We start from the raw sequence: 19,333 nt of genomic DNA on the forward strand, positions 1-19,333 counted from the left end.
CCGCCAGTCTAGCGGGCGGTCCCGCCCGTGCTGACCGGCATCGCGGGCTCTGTCACGCGGTGGGATCGTCGCCGCGGGAGAGGTCGTCCCAGGAATCGATGGCGTCGTGCGGGCGAGAGCCGGCAGCGACGTCCGACGTCTCCGTGCGGTAGCGGCGTCCCGCTCCTGGCCAGCGGTGAGCGGTCACGACGGTCGCGACTCCGCCGGCGGCCAGAGCGATCGCGGCCACGACCGTGATGAGCGGCCACGGTGTGGAGGTGATCTCGGCGACGAGGGCGCGTACGGTCTCCGCCCCGGCGAGGCCGGTCGCCTCCGTGACGGCGCCGGCGACGGCATCCACGGGCTGTTCGACGAGAATCCGCACGGCGGCGACGGCGAGCGACGCCCCGATCGCGATCGCGAGCCCGCCGAAGACGTACCGCAGGATGCGCCCGACGATGGACAGCGCCAGGGCCAGGGCGAGCGCGGCGAGGCTCAGGGGCGCGAGCAACGGCACGGCGGCTGCACCGGCGACGGCGAGCGGCGCATTCGTGGTGCCGCGGAGGGTGACGTCGAGCCAGGTCTGCGTCGAGGCGATGAGCGCCACCGCCCCCGCCACGAGGATCGTCAGCACGCTCAGGGAGCGTAGCCGGCGCGTCATGCGGGTTCCGTGACGGGATGCAGGTCGTCGGCGTCGAAGCAGGTGCGGTCGCCGGTGTGACACGCGGCCCCGATCTGGTCCACCGAGATCAGGAGCGTGTCGCCGTCGCAGTCCAGCCGTGCGCCCTTGACGAGTTGGATGTGACCGGACGTATCGCCCTTCCGCCAGTACTCCTGTCGTGAGCGCGACCAGAACGTCACCCGGCCGGTCGTGAGCGTGCGGCGGAGGGCTTCGGCATCCATCCACCCCAGCATCAACACCTCGAGAGAGTCGTGCTGCTGGATGATCGCCGGCACGAGGCCGTCGGGGGTGAACGTGACTCGTTCGATGGCGCGTTCGGGTTCGTGCACCGCGTCGATGCTGCCCTCGCTCATGCGCGCACCTCGATCCCCTCGGCGACCAGTGCCGCCTTGACGTCGCCGATCGTGAGCTGACCGGAGTGGAACACGGATGCCGCGAGCACCGCGTCGGCGCCGGCCTCGAGGGCGGGGGCGAAGTGCTCGGCGGCCCCGGCGCCACCGGAGGCGATCACGGGAACCGACGACAGTTCGCGCATGAGGCCGACCAGTTCGAGGTCGAACCCGTCCTTCGTGCCGTCTGCGTCGATGGAGTTGACGAGGAGCTCTCCGGCGCCGCGGTCGATGGCTTCCCGGGCCCAGTCGAGGGCGTCGATCGTCGTCAGGCTGCGTCCGCCGTGAGTCGTCACGACGAATCCGGAGTCCGTGCCGGGTGCGCGCTTGACGTCGAGGGACAGGACGAGCACCTGTGCCCCGAATCGATCGGCGATCTCGTCGATCAGCTGGGGGCGTGCGATGGCGGCGGAGTTGACGCCCACCTTGTCGGCGCCCACACCCAGAAGCCGGGCGACGTCGTCGGTCGAGCGCACTCCCCCGCCGACGGTCAGCGGGATGAACACTTCCTCGGCCGTGCGTCGGACGACTTCGTACGTGGTCGAGCGGTCATCGACGGTGGCGGTGACATCGAGGAAGGTGAGCTCGTCGGCGCCCTGCGCGAAGTACCGCCGGGCGAGCTCCACCGGGTCGCCCATCTCGCGGAGGTTCTCGAAGTTGACGCCCTTGACGACCTTGCCGTCCTTCACGTCCAGACACGGGATGACGCGGCAGGCGAGAGTCATGATCGCTGTCCCCGCATGTCAGAGCCTCGCATTGTGGATCGCCGTCACGAGGATGGCGCGGGCACCGATCGCGTAGAGCGCGTCCATGACCTGGTTGACCGTCTTGCGCGGGCTCATGACTCGCACGGCCACCCACGCGGGGTCGCGCAGCGGCGAGATCGTGGGCGACTCGATGCCGGGCGCGATCGCGACGGCGGCATCCACGAGCTCTGCGGGGAGGTCGTAGTCGATGAGCACGTACTGCCGGGCCACCATGACGCCGCGCAGGCGACGCAACAGGATCTCCGTGCCGTCCGCCTCCGTCGGCGCGCCGATCAGGACGGCCTCGGATTCGAGGAGTACCGGGCCGAAGATCTCGAGCCCCGCCTGCTTAAGGGTCGTGCCGGTCGACACGACGTCGGCGACGGCATCGGCAACCCCCAGCTCGACCGCCGACTCCACGGCGCCGTCGAGCGGGACGAGGTCGACGGCGACGCCGTGCTCGTCGAGATACGCGTCGACGAGACCCGGATACGCGGTTGCGACCCGCACGCCCTCGAGGTCGCGCAGCTCGTGGAAGCGTCCGGGCGGGCCGGCGAAGCGGAAGGTCGAGGCCCCGAAGCCGAGCTTCTCGATCTCGCGGGCGCCCGGCATCCGCGCGTCCAGGAGCAGGTCGCGGCCCGTGATGCCGACATCGAGGGCACCGGAGCCGACGTAGGTCGCGATGTCCTTGGGGCGGAGGTAGAAGAACTCGACCTCGTTGACCGGGTCGATCACGTGGAGGTCTTTCGGGTCGCGGCGGCCGGTGTACCCGGCCTCCGCGAGCATGTCGGTCGCGGTCTCGGCCAGCGATCCCTTGTTCGGCACGGCGATTCGCAGCATGGTGCAGAGCTTTCGGTGTCAGAGCGGTCGGCGTTGGGAGCAGCGCTCAGAGATGTCGGTACACGTCCTCGGGCGTGAGACCCTTCGCGAGCATCAGCACCTGCAGGTGATACAGGAGCTGGGAGATCTCCTCCGCCGTCTCGGCGTCGGACTGGTACTCGGCCGCCATCCAGACCTCGGCGGCCTCCTCGACGATCTTCTTGCCGATCGCGTGGACGCCGGCATCCAGCTGCGCGACCGTGCCCGAGCCCTCGGGACGCGTCGCGGCGATCTCGGTGAGCTCGGCGTACAGCGCGTCGAAGGTCTTCACCCTCCCAGGCTACCGGTCCCCGTGGGCGCCCGGTGCGCGTGTGACCGGCGTCGGAGTGCGCCGTCGCGGGCCGTGACCCCGCCGCCGTCAGTGCCGGTGCGCACCCGCCTCGGCGCGAAGCCGCGCGATCGCCTGCTCGGGGTCGGCCGCGCCGAAGACGGCGGACCCCGCGACGAAGGTGTCCGCACCGGCCTCCGCGGCCTGGCCGATCGTCGCCTCGCCGATCCCGCCGTCCACCTGCAGCCACACCTGTGCACCGCGGCGACGGGCCTCGTCACGGAGGAGGGCGAGCTTGGGCATCTGGTCGGCCAGGAAGGACTGCCCGCCGAACCCCGGCTCCACCGTCATCACGAGGATCTGGTCGAACTCGTCGAGCACGTCGAACAGGCCCTCGACGGGCGTCGCAGGCTTCACGGCGACACCCGCGCGAGAGCCGATCGCGCGCAGCCGCCGGGCGAGGGCGACAGGGTCTGCGGCGGCTTCGAGGTGGAACGTCACCGAGGCCGCTCCGAGCTCTGCGTACCCCGGGGCCCAGCGATCGGCATCCGAGATCATGAGGTGCACGTCGAGAGGGATCGGGCTCGTCGCCTGGATGCGTTCGACCATCTGCGGTCCGAAGGTGAGGTTCGGCACGAAGTGGTTGTCCATCACGTCGACGTGCACGAAGTCGGCGGTGGCGATTCGTGCGAGCTCCGCCTGCATGTTCACGAAGTCTGCGGCGAGGATGCTGGGGTTGATGCGAAGGTCGGCGCCGGTCACGGCACCACCCTAGTCGAGCGCTCCGGTGGGGCCGCCTCGCCCGATCGTCGACTCACCGGCGGCGCAGCAACGAGATGGACATCGCGTCCGTGCCGTGACGATGCGGCCACAGCTGCGCGCGTCCCGAGCCGTCCGCGGGCGCCGGGAGGTCGACATCGGTCGAGGCGAGGGATGCCACGACCTCGCGCGTGTCGAGCTCCTCGAGGTCGTCGCCCAGGTCGCGCCGGACGTCGGCGACGACGGCCGCCGTCTCGGCCAGGTGCGGCGAGCACGTGACGTAGGCGACGATGCCGCCCGGTGCGAGCGCCCCGACCGCCGCGCGCAGCAGCTCGCCCTGCAGCGCCGCCAGCTCGGGGACGTCTGCGGGAGACTTCCGCCACCGCGCCTCCGGGCGACGACGAAGGGCACCGAGCCCGGTGCACGGCGCGTCGACGAGGATGCGGTCGTAGCGGCCGTGACCGGCCCGCGTGCGACCGTCTTCCTCGGAAACGGGCACGGTGAGCGGCACCCCGGCCACCGAGTCGCGGACGAGTCCGGCGCGTGCGGGTGAGATCTCGTTGGCCTCGAGCGACGCGCCGTGGGCGAGGGCCTCGGCCGCCAGCACGGCGGTCTTGCCTCCCGGCGCGGCACACAGATCCAACCACCGCTCGCCGGGGCGGACCTCGACCGCCCGCGTGAGCGCGAGCGCCGCCAACTGCGAACCCTCGTCCTGCACGCGCACCCGACCGTGGGATGCCGCCACGAGCGCCCCCGGGTCTCCCCCGCCCAGATGGAAGCCGATCGGAGACAGCGCCGTCCGCGTGCGGTCGGCCGGTACCTCCGCGAGACCCGGAAGCGCGGTCATCGTCACACCGGGTGAGGCGTTGTCGGCATCCAGCAGCGCGACGAGCTCGTCGGCACGACCTTCCGCGGCGAGCGCACGGCGGAACGCGCGGATGATCCAGACCGGGTGGGAGTAGCGCGCGGCGAGCCGCTCGTCGTCTGAGCGAGCGAGGTCGTCGAGCCGGGCGTGCCATTCCTCCACCGAACGCTCCGACACGCGCCGCAGGACGGCGTTCGCGAATTTCGCCGCAGACGGGCCCGAGGCCGCGCGCACCTGTCGCACCGTCTCGTTGACGGCGGCGTGGGCGGGCGTGCGCATCGACAGCAGCTGATGCACGCCGAGGCGCAGCGCGTCGAGCACGGGAGGATCGATCCGCTCCACGCCGCGCCCCGCCGCATCGGCGATGATCGCGTCGTACGTTCCCTCGCGCCGGAGCGTGCCGTACGCCAGCTCGGTCGCCAGCGCAGCGTCGGTGCCGGACAGTCCCGCGCGGGCGATCTCGCGCGGGAGCAGGAGGTTGGCGTAGGCGTCGGACTCGTGGACGGCGCGGAGCGTGTCGTACGCCACCCATCGCGGGCTAGTCATGACGCGCTCCCCTCGTCGGCTGCGATGTCGGTCGGGTCGGTCGCGAGTTCGTCGACACGCAGCCCTCGCCACCAGTCGGCGGCACGCATGGCGGCCTTCCCCGCGGGCTGAACCGAGAGGAGCGACACAGTGCCGTCGGCCGTGCCGGCGGTCGGCAGGCCGTCACGCAGGGCGATGCGCCCCGGGGCCAACGACCGGTCGTCGGCGCCGCGCCGCGCCGCCAGGACCTTGAGCCGGACGCCGCCGACGAGCGTGTGCGCTCCCGGCTCCGGCGTCGTCCCGCGATAGCGGTCGAGGACGGCCGTCGCCGACGCCGAGAAGTCGAGCCTGCCGTCGGCCAGCGTGAGCTTGGGAGCCAGCGTCGGCTCGCCCGCCTGCGGCGTCGCCACAGCGGTTCCCGCGCCGATCGCGTCGACGACCTCGCGGAGGAGATGCGAGCCGCGGTCGGCGAGGGCATCGAGCACGTCGCCGGCCGTGGCATCCGTCGGCACGTCGTAGCGCAGATCGCCGAACACGTCGCCGGCGTCGAGGGCCGGCACGAGCTGGAACACGGCGGCGCCGGTCGTGCGGTCGCCCGCGATCAGCGCGTGCTGTACAGGCGCGGCACCCCGCCAGCGCGGCAGGAGGGAGAAGTGGAGATTGATCCACCCGTGCGTCGGAAGCGACAGGAGCGGTTCCCGCACGAGCCCGCCGTAGGCGACGATCACGCCGAGATCCGGTCGCAGCGCGTCGACGGCCGCGGTGGCCTCGGCATCCAGCCGGTCGGTCTTGATCACGGGGACGTCGTAGGCGTTCGCGGCGGCGGCGACGGCGGACGGCGTGAGGACGCGCTTACGGCCCTGCGGAGCGTCGGTTCGCGTGACGACGCCGACGAGGTCGTGCGCCGATTCGGCCATGGCGTGGAGGGAGGGCACCGCCGGCTGGGGTGTCCCGGCGAAGACGATGCGCATGCGGGTTCCTGGGTGGGTCGAGAGCAGAAGGGAGGGACGGGCTAGAGATCGAGCTCGGGGACGTCCAGTCGCACCCTGAGTGTAGTCGGCGTGCCTCCGCGAGGCGGCCGGCCGGCTCCCCGCGCCGCGCGTCGGCCACGGAGGGCGTCGGCGATCACCTCGGCGCGCAGCGCTTCCGCGACCGCACGGCCGTGAGCGTACTCGAAGCGCACGAGCGCCCGGACGGCGCCCTCGGCGACGGGAACCGGGCCGAGCACCGCGGTGGAGGCGAGCGCGGGCACCTCGGCGCGCACCCGGGCGAGGGCGGCCGTGACCGCCGCCGTCGTTCCCTCGACCGTCGCCACCCGCACGACGGGGGGCATGTGAAGGGGCGTGCGATCGGCGAGCTCCGCGCGTGCGTACGCCGGTTGGGTCCAGGTGGCCAGGGCACGGGACACCGGCCCCGTGACGCCGACAAGATGCACGGGGGCGCCGGGCGCGGCGAGGGCGGCGGCATTGGACCACCACCGCAGGCACGCCTCCCCGATGCGCAACTGCTCGGCGAGGAGCATCTTGTCGCCGTCGAGGAGGAGGACGGCGCTGTAGCCGCCCGGTACGATCGGCTCGGCGCCGCGCGTGGCGATCACGAGAGCGGGCCGGTTGTCCAGCTCGGCCACGGGATGAGCACCGTCGGAGACGATGACGCGAGTGTTCGGGAACGCGCGCCCCAGTTCGTCGGCGGTCCGCTCCGATCCCGACGACGCCATGCGCAGCCGCTCCGACGAGCAGTTCGCGCACTTCCAGTGCGGATGCGAGCGACCGCACCAGCCGCACTCGGGGGCGGCGCCCGCGTGTCGGGCGTGCAGCGGCCCCGCACAGTGCGGGCATCGGGCGGGCGTGCGACAGTCCGCGCACACGAGCACCGGGGCGTAGCCGGGACGGGAGACCTGAACGAGCACCGGACCGTGGGTGAGTGCTTCGCGTGCCGCCGCGAACGCCGCCGACGGTACGCGCTGCCCTCGCACGGCACCCTCCTGGGTGCCCGACAGGACGACACGCGGACTCTCCCGTCGCGCCGTGCCGATCGCGCGCACCCACCCGAGATGGACGAGTCGCTCCACATCCGTCGTACGGGAGTGGCCGGCGAATACGAGCGCGGATGCTTCATCCTCCTGTCGCACGAGGGCCGCGTCCCGGGCGTGGACGCCCGGGCTCAACGGCTCCGCGAGGAGGGGATCGCCGTCATCCCACAGCGCCACGAGACCGACGTCGTGCGCGGGAGCATAGACGGTCGAACGGTTGCCGACGACGATGCACGGCACCGGGTGCAGCAGCCGCAGGTAGGTCGCGTACCTTTCGGGCCCGGAGCGGCGAGCGTCGTCGCGGACGACGGCAGCGTCCGGCACACGCTCCGCCAGGGCGGCCAGCACCTGGGACTGGTCGCGATGATCGGGCACGACGAGAACCGCGCTGCGCCCGGCGGCGAGCCGCTCCACGGCCATCGCCGCGAGCACCTCCGCCCATCGCCCCCACGGGCGGTCGGGCGAGGGACTCGGCGGCGCGTCGAGCGCCAGCCGCTCCCCCGCGGACAGCGCCTCACGCAGTCCCGGATAGGCGTCGAGGATGCCGTGCGCCCACACGAGATGCTCGGGTGCCACGTCGGGAGCCGGCGGAGGGTCGGCGGCGAGCCACGTCTTCTCGGCGCGCACCATGCGTTTGGGGATGACGAGGCGCAGGATGTCGACCGCCGAGCCGGCTGCGCGGTCAGCGACGCGTCGTGCGAGCGCGAAGAGCGCGTCGGGCAGGACGACGACGGGCGAGACGACGCTGTCGACCTCTGACAGCGGTCGCTCTGGAGTCGCGGTCGTGACCACCTCCAGCACGTACGCCTCCACGAGACGCCCCGCGGTGCGCAGCGGTACCTTCACCCGGATGCCTTGCACGACGTCGTCCTGCAGAGGCGCGGGCACGGCGTAGTCGAACGGCCGATCGAGCTGAGGCAGCGGCGAGTCGACCAGAACGCGGGCGACGGTGACCACGGCGGGCGTCAGAGGCCTGCGGCGGCGCGGAGTTCCTCGACGCGGTCGGTGCGCTCCCAGGTGAAGTCGGGCAGCTCGCGGCCGAAGTGACCGTAGGCGGCCGTCTGCGCGTAGATGGGGCGCAGCAGGTCGAGGCGATCGATGATCGCCTGCGGGCGCAGGTCGAAGACGTCGCGGATCGCGTCGCTGATCACCTCGTCGGAGACGTGGCCGGTGCCGAATGTCTCGACGTAGAGACCGACCGGAGCGGCCCGGCCGATCGCATACGCGACCTGCACCTCGAGGCGGTCGGCGAGTCCCGCCGCGACGGCGTTCTTGGCCACCCAGCGCATGGCGTACGCCGCGGAGCGGTCGACCTTGGAGGGGTCCTTGCCGCTGAAGGCACCGCCTCCGTGCCGCGACGCGCCGCCGTACGTGTCGATGATGATCTTGCGTCCCGTGAGGCCGGCGTCTCCCTTGGGGCCGCCGATGACGAAGGGGCCGGCGGGGTTGATGACGTACTCGACGTCGCCGATCTCGAGGCCGGTCTGGGCGATGACGGGGTCGATGACCTCGGCGCGCACCGCAGCGCGGAGCGCCGCGAGCGAGATGTCGGGGTTGTGCTGCGTGGACACGACGACCGTCTCGACGGTGCGCGGAACGTGCCCGTCGTAGCCGAGAGTGACCTGGGTCTTGCCGTCGGGCCGCAGGAACGGCAGCGCGCCGCTGCGTCGGGCGTCGGTCAGGCGCTCCGCGATGCGGTGGGCCGTCCAGATCGCCATCGGCATGAGCTGGGGCGTCTCGTTGGTGGCGTAGCCGAACATGATGCCCTGATCGCCGGCGCCGAGCGCGTCGACGGGGTCGACCGAGCCCTCTTCGCGGTGCTCGATGGCGTTGTCGACGCCGGCCGCGATGTCGCCCGACTGCTCCCCGATCGAGACGGTCACGCCGCACGAGTCGCCGTCGAAGCCGGTCTCGCTGGAGGTGTACCCGATGCGGTTGACGACGCTGCGGACGATCCCGGGGATGTCGACGTAGCCGTCGGTGCGCACTTCGCCGGCCACGTGGACGAGTCCCGTCGTCACGAGCGTCTCGACGGCGACGCGGCTGCTCGGGTCCACGGCCAGGAGTGCGTCGAGAACGCTGTCGGAGATCTGGTCGCAGATCTTGTCGGGGTGGCCCTCGGTGACGGATTCGGAGGTGAACAGGCGCAGCTGAGTCATCGATGCTCCAGACGACGGACAGGATCGGGGGTGTTAACCATCATGCCCGCGTCTCCCGACACAGCGGGCGACGCGGGCACGGAGACGCCACACGGCGTCATGGATCAGTCGAGCGAGCGCAGGCGCAGCTTGTCCTCGTGGATCTCATGCAGTGCGATCGTGAGGGGCTTGTCCTCGACGGTCGAGTCGACGAGCGGCCCCACGTTGTCGAAGAGGTTCCCCTCGTGGAGGTCGGAGTAGTAGTCGTTGATCTGACGCGCCCGCTTGGATGCGTAGATCACGAGCTGGTACTTCGAGTCGACCTTCTCGAGCAGCGCGTCGATGGGCGGGTCGATGATGCCCTGGTCACGAGTGGCCATGTGGGACCTCCTGAATCGGATGGCGGTGGGAAATCTGTGAGCCTCGCATGTCGTCCCGTCGGACGACGCAGTGGCATCCGACCATTCTACAGCCCGGATGCCGTTCAGCGTGCGAGGGCGGCGACCTCTGCAGCGGCGCGGGCGATGTCGTCGTTGACCACGTGGTGGTCGAACTCGCCCTGCGAGGCGAGCTCCACGCGTGCCGTCTTGAGCCGACGGGCCCGCTCCTCGGCGTCTTCCGTGCCGCGACCCACGAGCCGCTGCACGAGTTCGTCCCAGCTCGGCGGGAGCAGGAACACGAGGTTCGCATCCGGCGCGGCGGCGCGCACCTGGCGGGCGCCCTGCAGATCGATCTCCAGCAGCACCGTGCGCCCCTCGGCGAGGGCGGCCTCGATCGGCGCCTTCGGCGTGCCGTACCGGTGACGGTTGTGCACGGTCGCGTGCTCCAGAAGGGCGCCGTCTGCGACGAGGCGGTCGAACTCGGCGTCGTCGACGAAGAAGTAGTGCTCCCCCTCGACCTCACCGGGTCGCGGAGCGCGGGTCGTAGCGGAGACGGACAGCAGGATCTCCGGGTGGTGGTCCTTGATGTGCGCCGCGACGGTGCCCTTGCCGACGGCGGTGGGACCCGCGAGGACCACGAGACGACTGCGGCCGTCGCGCGGGCGGGGCTCGGGCCACCGCCCGTCGAGGAATTCCGCCAGGGCGAGGCGCTGCCGTGCGCCCAGTCCGCCCAGGCGCTTCACCGGAGAGATCTCCAGATCGGCGAGGATGCGATCGCGCTTGCCTTCGCCGATCGCCGGCAGTGCCGTGAGGAACTCCGTCACGCGCATCGCGCCGGCCGGCGACTGCGGGTCGGCGAGGGCGCGGCGCAGGAGCTCCTGCGGTGAGATCACACGGGTCGCGACGTCGCGCTTGAGAGAGGCGCGCTCACGTCGGGCGGCGACGGCGCGCCGTGACGCGGCGACGCGATCGACTTCGGGTGGGCGACGGGAATCAGACATGGGCACTCTCACGGTACAGGCCCACGCGCTCCTCGATGCGTGCCGCGAGATCGGCGGGCCCGGCCGACAGCACGCTGCGGCTCTCGCTGGCGAGCACGAACGGGGCGAGCGATCCGAAGATCCCTGCGAGGTTGCCGGGCTGAGCGCCCTGCGCGCCGAACCCGGGGGCGAGGATCGGCAGCCGGGCGGCGGTCGTCTCGGCGATGCCGGCGGCGGCGATGTCGACGGTCGCGCCCACGACGAGCCCGACGCTCGCCCACGCGTCGGGGTCTCGGTCCAGCTCGGCACGAGCGACTTCTTCGGCGACGTACGAGGCGACCGTTCCTCGGCCCACCACATGGGCGCCCTGGAGGGCGGCCGCACCGGGGTTGCTCGTCGCGGCGAGGACGAACACGCCCTTGCGCTCCCGGGCGGCGAGGGCGAACGTCGAGGCGAGCGGTCCTTCGACGAGGCCGTCGTCACCGACGCCGAGGTACGGGCTGACCGTCACGGCGTCGGCCTCGAGGGGCGAGCCGGATGCCAGCCAGGCCGCGGCGTAGGCATCCATGGTCGTGCCGATGTCGCCGCGTTTGGCATCCGCGATGACGAGCAGTCCCGCCTCGCGCGCGGCGCGCAGCACGTCTTCCAGCGCCGCATACCCGGCCGAGCCGTAACGCTCGAAGAACGACACCTGCGGCTTGACGACGCCGACGCGGCCTGCGGCGGCCGACACGACCCGCAGACCCAGCTCGCGGGCTCCGGCCGCCGAGATCTCGAGCCCCCAGTCCTGCAGCAACGACGCGTGCGGGTCGATACCGACACACAGCGGTCCGTGCATCGCGACCGTCGCGCGCAGTCGTTCCCCGAAGCTCGTCACGCCGTGGCCTCTCGTTCGGCCGCATACTCCTGCAGACTCTTCACGGCGAAGCCTTCGCGCAGCACGGGCAGGGCGCTGACGGCGGCGCCGAGCACGGCCATCGTCGTGAACAGCGCCTTGTCGGCGGCGACCGCGGCGGCCCGGATCTCGTAGCCGTCGGCGCGGGCGATGCCGCCCGAGGGGGTGTTCACGACGATGTCGATCTCACCCGCGTTGATGAGGTCGACGACGTTGCGCTCCCCCGTCTGCTGCGTTGCCGAGTACTTGTTCACGACGTCGACGCGGATGCCGTTGCGCGCGAGGATCTCCGCGGTGCCCTCCGTGGCGGTCAGTCGGAACCCGAGCTCCTGCAGCCGGTGGGCGGGCAGGATGACGGCGCGCTTGTCGTCGTCGGCGACCGAGAGGAACACGGTCCCCTCCGTCGGCATCCCGCCGTACGCCGCCGCCTGACTCTTGGCGAAGGCCGTCGGGAAGTCGCGATCGATTCCCATGACCTCGCCCGTGGAGCGCATCTCCGGCCCGAGCACGGAGTCGACGGTGTGGCCGTCGGCGGTGCGGAACCGCTTGAACGGCAGCACGGCCTCCTTGACGGCGACCGGGGCGTCGAGGGGGACGCGCGAGCCGTCGTCCTGCGGCAGCAGGCCCTCGGCCTTGAGCTCGGCGATGGTCGAGCCGGCCATGATGCGGCTGGCCGCCTTCGCGAGCGGGATGCCGAGCGCCTTGGAGACGAACGGCACCGTCCGCGACGCGCGGGGGTTGGCCTCGATGACGTAGAGCACGCCGGCCGACACGGCGAACTGCACGTTCAGGAGGCCTCGCACGCCCACGCCCTCCGCGATCGCGAGCGTCGCGGTGCGCACCCGATCGATCTCGGTGCGGCCGAGCGACACGGGAGGAAGGGTGCACGACGAGTCGCCGGAGTGGATGCCGGCCTCCTCGAGGTGCTCCATGACGCCGCCGATGTAGAGCTCGTGCCCGTCGTAAAGCGCGTCGACGTCGAGCTCGATCGCATCGTCGAGGAACCGGTCGACGAGGAGCGGCTTGCCCTCCTCGATGACCACCTCGCCGGCGGTGCGGACGAAGTAGTCGCGCAGGCTCTCGGTGTCGTAGACGATCTCCATGCCGCGTCCGCCGAGCACGAAGCTCGGCCGCACGAGCACGGGGTACCCGATCTCCTCGGCGATGGCGACGGCTCCCGCCTCGTCGACCGCCGTGTCGTGCCGCGGCGCCACGAGCCCGGCGCGGTCGAGGAGCTGGGAGAACAGTTCGCGCTCCTCCGCGATGTCGATCGCGGCAGGGCTCGTGCCGAGGATCGTGTACCCGGCATCCTCGATGCCCTTCGCGAGCCCCAGCGGCGTCTGGCCGCCCAACTGGCAGACCACGCCGTGGATCGTGCCCGACTGCGACTCCGCGTGCAGCACCTCGAGCACGTCCTCCAGGGTGAGCGGCTCGAAGTACAGGCGGTCGCTCGTGTCGTAGTCCGTCGATACGGTCTCGGGGTTGCAGTTGACCATGATGGTCTCGAAACCGGCATCCGACAGGGCGAACGACGCGTGCACGCACGAGTAGTCGAACTCCACGCCCTGACCGATGCGGTTCGGGCCGGAGCCGATGATGACGACCTTGCGCCGATCGGACGGGGTGACCTCGGTCTCGGTGTCGTACGAGGAGTAGTGGTACGGGGTGAGGGCGGGGAACTCGCCCGCACACGTGTCGACCGTCTTGTACACGGGTCGCACGTCGAGACCCCAGCGGATGCCGCGCACCTCGACCTCGGTGAGCCCGCGCAGCTGAGCGATCTGCGCGTCGCTGAATCCGTGCTCCTTGGCGACACGGAGGGTGTCGGCGTCGAGATCGGCGGCCTGGCGGATGTACTCGGCGACCTCGTTGATGAGCACCATCTGATCGATGAACCAGGGGTCGATCTTCGTCGACTCGAAGGCCTGCTCGGCCGTCGCGCCCTTCCGCAGCGCCTGCTGCAGCACGACGATCCGTCCGTCGGTGGGGCGCTGAGCGATCTCCAGCAGCTCCTCCACGGAGCGCTCTTCGGCGCCCCAGTGGAAGCTCGACCCGCGCTTCTCGAGCGAGCGCAGCGCCTTCTGCAGCGCCGTCGTGTAGTTGCGGCCGATGGCCATCGCCTCGCCCACCGACTTCATGGTCGTCGTGAGGGTGGTGTCGGCGTTGGGGAACTTCTCGAAGTTGAAGCGCGGAACCTTGACGACGACGTAGTCCAGCGTCGGCTCGAAGCTCGCCGGGGTCGCCTGCGTGATGTCGTTGGGAACCTCGTCGAGTCGGTAGCCGATCGCGAGCTTCGCGGCAAGCTTCGCGATCGGGAACCCCGTGGCCTTCGAGGCCAGCGCCGAGGACCGCGACACACGAGGGTTCATCTCGATGACGATGATGCGGCCCGTGACGGGGTCGACGGCGAACTGGATGTTGCAGCCGCCGGTGTCGACGCCGACGGCGCGGATGATGTCGATGCCGATGTCGCGCAGCTTCTGGTACTCGCGATCGGTGAGGGTCAGCGCCGGCGCCACCGTGATCGAGTCGCCCGTGTGGACTCCGACGGGGTCGACGTTCTCGATCGAGCAGACGACCACCGTGTTGTCGGAGGTGTCGCGCATGAGCTCGAGCTCGTACTCCTTCCACCCGAGGATCGACTCCTCCAGCAGCACCTCCGTCGTCGGGGAGTCGCGCAGTCCCGCTCCGCCGATACGGCGCAGATCGTTCTCGTCGTACGCGAACCCGGAGCCGAGCCCGCCCATCGTGAAGGACGGGCGGACGACGAGCGGGTAACCGAGCTCCGCGGCACCCGCGAGGAGGTCGTCCATCGTGTGCGCGATGACGCTGCGTGCGACGTCGGCGCCGGCGTCGAGTACGAGCTGCTTGAAGATCTGGCGGTCCTCGCCCTTGCGGATCGCGTCGACCTTCGCGCCGATGAGCTCGACGTCGTACTTCTCGAGGATGCCGCGGTCGTGGAGGGCCATCGCCGCGTTCAGCGCCGTCTGTCCGCCGAGGGTCGGCAGGATGGCATCCGGCTTCTCCTTCGCGATGATCGTCTCGATCACTTCGGGGGTGATCGGCTCGATGTAGGTGGCGTCGGCGAAGTCCGGGTCGGTCATGATCGTCGCCGGGTTGGAGTTGACGAGGATGACGCGCACGCCCTCCTCCCGGAGCACCCGGCAGGCCTGGGTTCCGGAGTAGTCGAACTCGCAGGCCTGACCGATCACGATCGGGCCGGAGCCGATGACGAGGACGCTGGTGATGTCGTCGCGCTTGGGCATCAGTTGTTGTCCTTCTGGTTCGACACGACCAGCTCCGCGAAGCGGTCGAAGAGGTAGTTGGCGTCGTGGGGGCCGGCGGCGGCTTCGGGGTGGTACTGCACCGAGAACGCCGGCAGATCGAGGGCGCGAAGACCCTCGACGACGTTGTCGTTGAGCCCCACGTGGCTCACTTCCACGCGGCCGTAGCCGTTCGGGCTGTCGACCGTGCCCTCGAGGGGCGCGTCGACGGCGAAGCCGTGGTTGTGGGCCGTGATCTCCACCCGACCCGTCTGCTTGTCGAGCACGGGCTGGTTGATGCCCCGGTGACCGAAGGGCAGCTTGTAGGTGCCGAACCCGAGCGCGCGCCCGAGGAGCTGGTTGCCGAAGCAGATGCCGAAGAACGGCAGGCGGTCATCGAGCACCGCTCGCAGGAGCGACACGTGGTCGTCGGAGGCGGCGGGGTCGCCGGGGCCGTTGGAGTAGAACACCGCGACCGGGTCGATCGCGCGGATGTCGTCGATCGTGACGTTCTGCGGGAGCACGTGCACCTCGAAGCCGCGAGCGGCGAGGTTGAGCACCGTGGCCTGCTTGACCCCCAGGTCGAGGACGGCGAGGTTTCCGAGACGTGGCACGCCGTCGGCTGCCGGCGTCACCTCTGCGGCGGCGACCGAGACCTCCGCCGACAGGTTGCGTCCCGACATCTGCGGCGCCTCGCGGACGATCCGCAGCTGCTCCTCCGCATCGATCGCCGCGGCGTCGCCCGAGAAGATGGCGCCGCGCATGCTGCCCGCCGACCGGAGGACGCGCGTGACGGCGCGCGTGTCGATGCCGCTGATGCCGACGATCCCGTCGCGCTCCAGGGCGTCGTCGAGCGACTCCTCGGAGCGCCAGTTCGACACGACGCGCGAGGGGTCGCGGACGATGTACCCCGAGACCCAGATGCGCCGAGACTCGACGTCTTCGGTGTTCATCCCGGTGTTGCCGATGTGCGGAGCGGTCTGCAGCACGATCTGACCCGCGTACGACGGGTCGGTGAGGGTCTCCTGGTAGCCGGTCATTCCGGTCGCGAAGACGACTTCCCCCAGCGTCGTGCCGCGCGCGCCGTAGGCGCGTCCGGGATGGCGAGAGCCGTCTTCGAGCACGAGCACAGCGGGGTCGAGGGCCGGGGAGAAGGTGGAGCGAGTCATGCGTCGGGTCCCGTCGGAGTGGTCGAGGTCGGGGCGGAGAGGATGCCGGAAACGGCTTCGGTGAGGGCGCCGGCGGAGGCGTCCTGAGGTCTGAGGTACGTGTCGGCGACCGTGTCGTCGTTCGTGCGCCAGCTGACGCGGACGAGTCCGTCGCGTTCGACGACGCGGTCGATCGCGACCGTCGCGCGTCCGACCGACACCAGCGCCTCTCGGGTGAGGAACAAGCGGGGCTGGCCGGTGAGATCGAGCGCGAGGCCGGCGTCGGTCACCGTCACGTCGACGCGCGAACGGAAGCCGAGTCCGCGGATGGCGAGACGCTCCAGCGGCTGCTCGTGCGCCGTCGTCGCGACGTAGAAACCGGAGAAGACGGCGAGCACGTCGGCATCCGCGGGGATCTCCCCCGTCGGCGCCGCGATACCGCTGTCGCGGCGCGCGCGTCGTCGCCACGCCCACACTCCGGCCGCGACCAGCAGCAGGGCGAAGGTGGCGATGATCACGAGCGCGAGTTCGCGGGTCATGCGGGCACCTCCGCGAGATCGACGACGGCACCGTCGGCGACGGTGGGCGTGCCGCGGAAGAAGGTCCAGCGTACGGAACCGGGAAGCTCGCGTCCGAGGTAGGGCGAGTTGGCGCTGCGGCCACGGAGGTCGTCGCGACCGAAGGGCTGCCGTGCAGCCGGGTCGTACAGCACGAGGGAGGCCGGCGCGCCGACGGCGATGTCGGTGCCGGCGTGATCGAGGCGGCCGATCCGGGCCGGAGCGGCCGACATGACTCGCGCCACGTCGTCCCACGTGAGCAGCCCCGTCTCGACCATCGCCAGGTGCACGACGCGCAGCGCGGATTCGAGTCCGACCATGCCGTTGGCGGCGGCCTGCCACTCGCAGCTCTTGGATTCCGCGGGATGCGGCGCGTGGTCGGTCGCGACAATGTCGATGGTGCCGTCGGCCAGTCCTTCGCGTACAGCCTGGACGTCCTCGTCGCGGCGCAGCGGCGGGTTCACCTTGAAGCGCGCGTCGTAGCCGCGCACCAGCTCCTCCGTGAGGAGCAGGTGATGAGGCGTGACCTCGGCCGTGACGTTCACGCCGCGCTTCTTGGCCCACCGGATGATGTCGACGGAACCGGCCGTGGACAGGTGGCAGACGTGCAACCGCGAGCCGACATGCTCGGCGAGCAGCACGTCGCGCGCGATGATCGATTCCTCCGCGACCGCGGGCCAGCCCGCGAGGCCGAGCTCGGCGGAGACGGTGCCCTCGTTCATCTGCGCGCCTTCGGTAAGGCGCGGGTCCTGCGCGTGCTGGGCGACGACACCGTCGAACGCCTTCACGTACTCGAGCGCGCGCCGCATGATCAGCGGGTCGAAGACGCAGAAGCCGTCGTCGCTGAAGACGCGCACGGCTGCCCGAGAGGATGCCATGGCGCCGATCTCGGCGAGGCGCTCCCCCTTCTGCCCGACCGTGACGGCGCCGATCGGCTGCACGTGGACGTACCCCGCGGCTTCGCCGAGGGCCAGCTCCTGCTCGACGACTCCCGCGGTGTCGGCGACGGGCGAGGTGTTCGGCATCGCGAACACCGTCGTGTACCCGCCCGCGGCGGCCGCGCGCGAGCCCGTGAGGATCGTCTCCGACGCTTCGTACCCCGGCTCGCGGAGGTGCGTGTGCAGATCGACGAGGCCCGGCAGGGCGATCAGGCCGTCGGCGTCGACGACGGTGGCATCGCCTCGCTGCAGGCCGTCGCCGATCTCAGTGATGCGTCCGTCGGCGATCAGGATGTCGGTCGCGGCGCCGCCCAGGATGCGCGCACCGCGGATGAGGACGGTGCCCTCGGCGTCTCGACGGGTCATCGGGCATCCTCCTCGGCGGTGGGTTCGGTGCGTTCGCCGGACAGCAGCAGGTACAGCGCCGCCATGCGCACCGAGACGCCGTTGGCGACCTGCTCGAGCACGGTCGATCGCGGCGAATCGGCGGCGTCGGCGGAGATCTCCAGACCTCTGTTCATGGGTCCGGGGTGCATGACAATGCTACCTTCCGGCAGCGACGCGAGGCGCCGGGCATCGAGACCCCAGCGACGCGAATACTCCCGTTCAGTGGGGAAATAGGCCGCGTTCATCCGCTCGAGCTGGATGCGGAGCATCATGACGGCGTCGGGCGAATCGGCAAGGGCGTCGTCGAGGTCGTACCGGATCGTCACGGGCCACGCCGAGACGTCCTGGGGAACGAGGGTGGGCGGCGCCACCAGCGTCACGCGCGCACCCAGACTCGTGAGGAGCCACACGTTGGACCGGGCGACCCGCGAGTGCAGCACGTCGCCCACGATCGTGACGTGGATGCCGGCGAGGTCGCGACCGCGGCTGTCGTCGCCGAAGGTGCGCTTGCGGATCGTGAAGGCGTCCAGCAGGGCCTGCGTCGGGTGCTCGTGCGTGCCGTCTCCCGCATTCACGACGCCCGCCGAGATCCAGCCGCTCGTCGCCAGGGTATGCGGCGCGCCTGATGCGCCGTGGCGGATGACGACGGCATCCGCGCCCATCGCCTGCAGGGTCTGAGCGGTGTCCTGCAGCGACTCCCCCTTCGAAACCGACGAGCCCTTCGCGGAGAAGTTGATGACATCGGCGGAGAGCCGCTTGGCGGCCGCCTCGAAGGAGATGCGGGTGCGCGTGGAGTCCTCGAAGAAGAGGTTGACGACCGTCTTGCCGCGCAGCGTCGGGAGCTTGCGGATCTCGCGCGACTGCGTGTCGCGCATGTCTTCGGCGACATCCAGGATGCGGAGGGCATCGTCGCGCGTGAGGGTCTTCGTGTCGAGCAGGTGCCTCATGACTCGATCGTCACCTCCTCGACGCCGTCGACGTCGGCGACGCGGACGTTGACGCGCTCGTCCCGCCCGCTCGGCAGGTTCTTGCCCACGAAATCCGGACGGATCGGCAGCTCGCGGTGTCCGCGGTCCACGAGGATCGCCAGGCGCACCGCCGCGGGTCGTCCGATGTCGCTCAGGGCGTCGAGTGCGGCGCGGATCGACCGCCCGGAGAAGAGCACGTCGTCCACGAGGACGACCGTGCGCCCGTCGACTCCGCCCGGCGGAATCTGCGTGGGGTGCGGTGTCCTGGTCGGATTGCGGTGAAGATCGTCGCGGTACATCGTGACGTCGAGGGCGCCCACGGGAACGGCGTGCCCGGAGAACTCCGCGATGAGAGCGGAGATGCGTTCGGCGAGGGTGACGCCTCGTGTCGGGATGCCGAGGAGCACCAGGCCTTCGGGCCCCTTGTTGGACTCGAGGATCTCGTGGGAGATCCGAGTCAGTGCCCGGGCGATGTCGGCGCCGTGCAGCACGGTTCGCGTGCTCATCCGCCGCTCCCTTCTCCGCCTCACAGGACGGTGTTAAAGGTTGCTGTGG

19 protein-coding genes are annotated in these 19,333 nt (G+C 71.0%); all 19 read right to left on the bottom strand.

The window, feature by feature from the left end:
• Nucleotides 1-52 precede the first annotated feature (52 nt).
• The 19 genes from ACSQ18_RS06540 to pyrR all read right to left on the bottom strand — a co-directional run bounded on the left by ACSQ18_RS06540 (nt 53) and on the right by pyrR (nt 19,284).
• Nucleotides 53-640, bottom strand: a complete 588-nt coding sequence (locus ACSQ18_RS06540) for a Trp biosynthesis-associated membrane protein (RefSeq protein WP_436036323.1) — start codon at nt 638-640, stop codon at nt 53-55.
• Nucleotides 637-1,014, bottom strand: a complete 378-nt coding sequence (gene hisI / locus ACSQ18_RS06545; protein ID WP_436036325.1) for a phosphoribosyl-AMP cyclohydrolase — start codon at nt 1,012-1,014, stop codon at nt 637-639. The genes ACSQ18_RS06540 and hisI overlap by 4 nt, the downstream gene beginning before the upstream one ends.
• On the bottom strand, nt 1,011-1,775 hold the full coding sequence (hisF, locus tag ACSQ18_RS06550) for an imidazole glycerol phosphate synthase subunit HisF (RefSeq protein ID WP_436036326.1): 765 nt from the start codon (nt 1,773-1,775) through the stop codon (nt 1,011-1,013). Before hisF ends, hisI begins: the two co-directional genes overlap by 4 nt.
• An 18-nt stretch (nt 1,776-1,793) precedes the next feature.
• The gene (hisG, locus tag ACSQ18_RS06555) at nt 1,794-2,636 is read right to left on the bottom strand and encodes an ATP phosphoribosyltransferase (protein WP_144807784.1); all 843 of its coding nucleotides are present in this window, start codon (nt 2,634-2,636) and stop codon (nt 1,794-1,796) included.
• A gap of 46 nt (nt 2,637-2,682) precedes the next feature.
• Nucleotides 2,683-2,946, bottom strand: a complete 264-nt coding sequence (locus tag ACSQ18_RS06560) for a phosphoribosyl-ATP diphosphatase (protein WP_144807785.1) — start codon at nt 2,944-2,946, stop codon at nt 2,683-2,685.
• An 87-nt stretch (nt 2,947-3,033) separates the two neighbouring features.
• Nucleotides 3,034-3,705 (bottom strand): ribulose-phosphate 3-epimerase, encoded by a 672-nt coding sequence (rpe, locus tag ACSQ18_RS06565; RefSeq protein WP_436036327.1) that lies wholly within the window; start codon nt 3,703-3,705, stop codon nt 3,034-3,036.
• 52 nt (nt 3,706-3,757) lie between these two features.
• Nucleotides 3,758-5,113: an RsmB/NOP family class I SAM-dependent RNA methyltransferase gene (locus ACSQ18_RS06570; RefSeq protein WP_436036328.1), complete on the bottom strand. Its 1,356-nt coding sequence runs from the start codon at nt 5,111-5,113 to the stop codon at nt 3,758-3,760.
• Nucleotides 5,110-6,063 (bottom strand): methionyl-tRNA formyltransferase, encoded by a 954-nt coding sequence (gene fmt / locus ACSQ18_RS06575; RefSeq protein ID WP_436036329.1) that lies wholly within the window; start codon nt 6,061-6,063, stop codon nt 5,110-5,112. Before fmt ends, ACSQ18_RS06570 begins: the two co-directional genes overlap by 4 nt.
• Before the next feature lie 41 nt (nt 6,064-6,104).
• The gene (locus ACSQ18_RS06580; RefSeq protein WP_436036330.1) at nt 6,105-8,081 is read right to left on the bottom strand and encodes a primosomal protein N'; all 1,977 of its coding nucleotides are present in this window, start codon (nt 8,079-8,081) and stop codon (nt 6,105-6,107) included.
• Between the two features lie 8 nt (nt 8,082-8,089).
• Nucleotides 8,090-9,283, bottom strand: coding sequence for a methionine adenosyltransferase (gene metK, locus ACSQ18_RS06585; RefSeq protein ID WP_436036331.1), 1,194 nt, complete (start codon nt 9,281-9,283; stop codon nt 8,090-8,092).
• Nucleotides 9,284-9,387: 104 nt separating this feature from the next.
• Nucleotides 9,388-9,642, bottom strand: coding sequence for a DNA-directed RNA polymerase subunit omega (gene rpoZ, locus ACSQ18_RS06590; protein WP_144807791.1), 255 nt, complete (start codon nt 9,640-9,642; stop codon nt 9,388-9,390).
• 104 nt (nt 9,643-9,746) lie between these two features.
• Nucleotides 9,747-10,643, bottom strand: a complete 897-nt coding sequence (gmk, locus tag ACSQ18_RS06595) for a guanylate kinase (protein ID WP_436036332.1) — start codon at nt 10,641-10,643, stop codon at nt 9,747-9,749.
• Complete coding sequence (pyrF, locus tag ACSQ18_RS06600; protein ID WP_436036333.1) at nt 10,636-11,499, bottom strand: orotidine-5'-phosphate decarboxylase; 864 nt, start codon at nt 11,497-11,499, stop codon at nt 10,636-10,638. The genes gmk and pyrF overlap by 8 nt, the downstream gene beginning before the upstream one ends.
• Nucleotides 11,496-14,783, bottom strand: a complete 3,288-nt coding sequence (gene carB / locus ACSQ18_RS06605) for a carbamoyl-phosphate synthase large subunit (RefSeq protein ID WP_436036334.1) — start codon at nt 14,781-14,783, stop codon at nt 11,496-11,498. The genes pyrF and carB overlap by 4 nt, the downstream gene beginning before the upstream one ends.
• Nucleotides 14,783-15,949, bottom strand: coding sequence for a glutamine-hydrolyzing carbamoyl-phosphate synthase small subunit (gene carA / locus ACSQ18_RS06610; RefSeq protein WP_436036335.1), 1,167 nt, complete (start codon nt 15,947-15,949; stop codon nt 14,783-14,785). The genes carB and carA overlap by 1 nt, the downstream gene beginning before the upstream one ends.
• Nucleotides 15,946-16,467: a PH-like domain-containing protein gene (locus ACSQ18_RS06615; protein WP_436036336.1), complete on the bottom strand. Its 522-nt coding sequence runs from the start codon at nt 16,465-16,467 to the stop codon at nt 15,946-15,948. Before ACSQ18_RS06615 ends, carA begins: the two co-directional genes overlap by 4 nt.
• Nucleotides 16,464-17,789 carry a dihydroorotase gene (locus ACSQ18_RS06620; protein ID WP_436036337.1) on the bottom strand — a complete coding sequence of 442 codons (1,326 nt, stop codon included), beginning with the start codon at nt 17,787-17,789 and terminating at the stop codon, nt 16,464-16,466. Before ACSQ18_RS06620 ends, ACSQ18_RS06615 begins: the two co-directional genes overlap by 4 nt.
• Nucleotides 17,786-18,757: an aspartate carbamoyltransferase catalytic subunit gene (locus ACSQ18_RS06625; protein WP_436036338.1), complete on the bottom strand. Its 972-nt coding sequence runs from the start codon at nt 18,755-18,757 to the stop codon at nt 17,786-17,788. The genes ACSQ18_RS06620 and ACSQ18_RS06625 overlap by 4 nt, the downstream gene beginning before the upstream one ends.
• Complete coding sequence (gene pyrR / locus ACSQ18_RS06630; RefSeq protein ID WP_144807799.1) at nt 18,754-19,284, bottom strand: bifunctional pyr operon transcriptional regulator/uracil phosphoribosyltransferase PyrR; 531 nt, start codon at nt 19,282-19,284, stop codon at nt 18,754-18,756. Before pyrR ends, ACSQ18_RS06625 begins: the two co-directional genes overlap by 4 nt.
• Between the last annotated feature and the right edge of the window lie 49 nt (nt 19,285-19,333).

Source organism: Microbacterium sp. LjRoot45 (assembly GCF_964253325.1).
GTDB lineage: Bacteria > Actinomycetota > Actinomycetes > Actinomycetales > Microbacteriaceae > Microbacterium.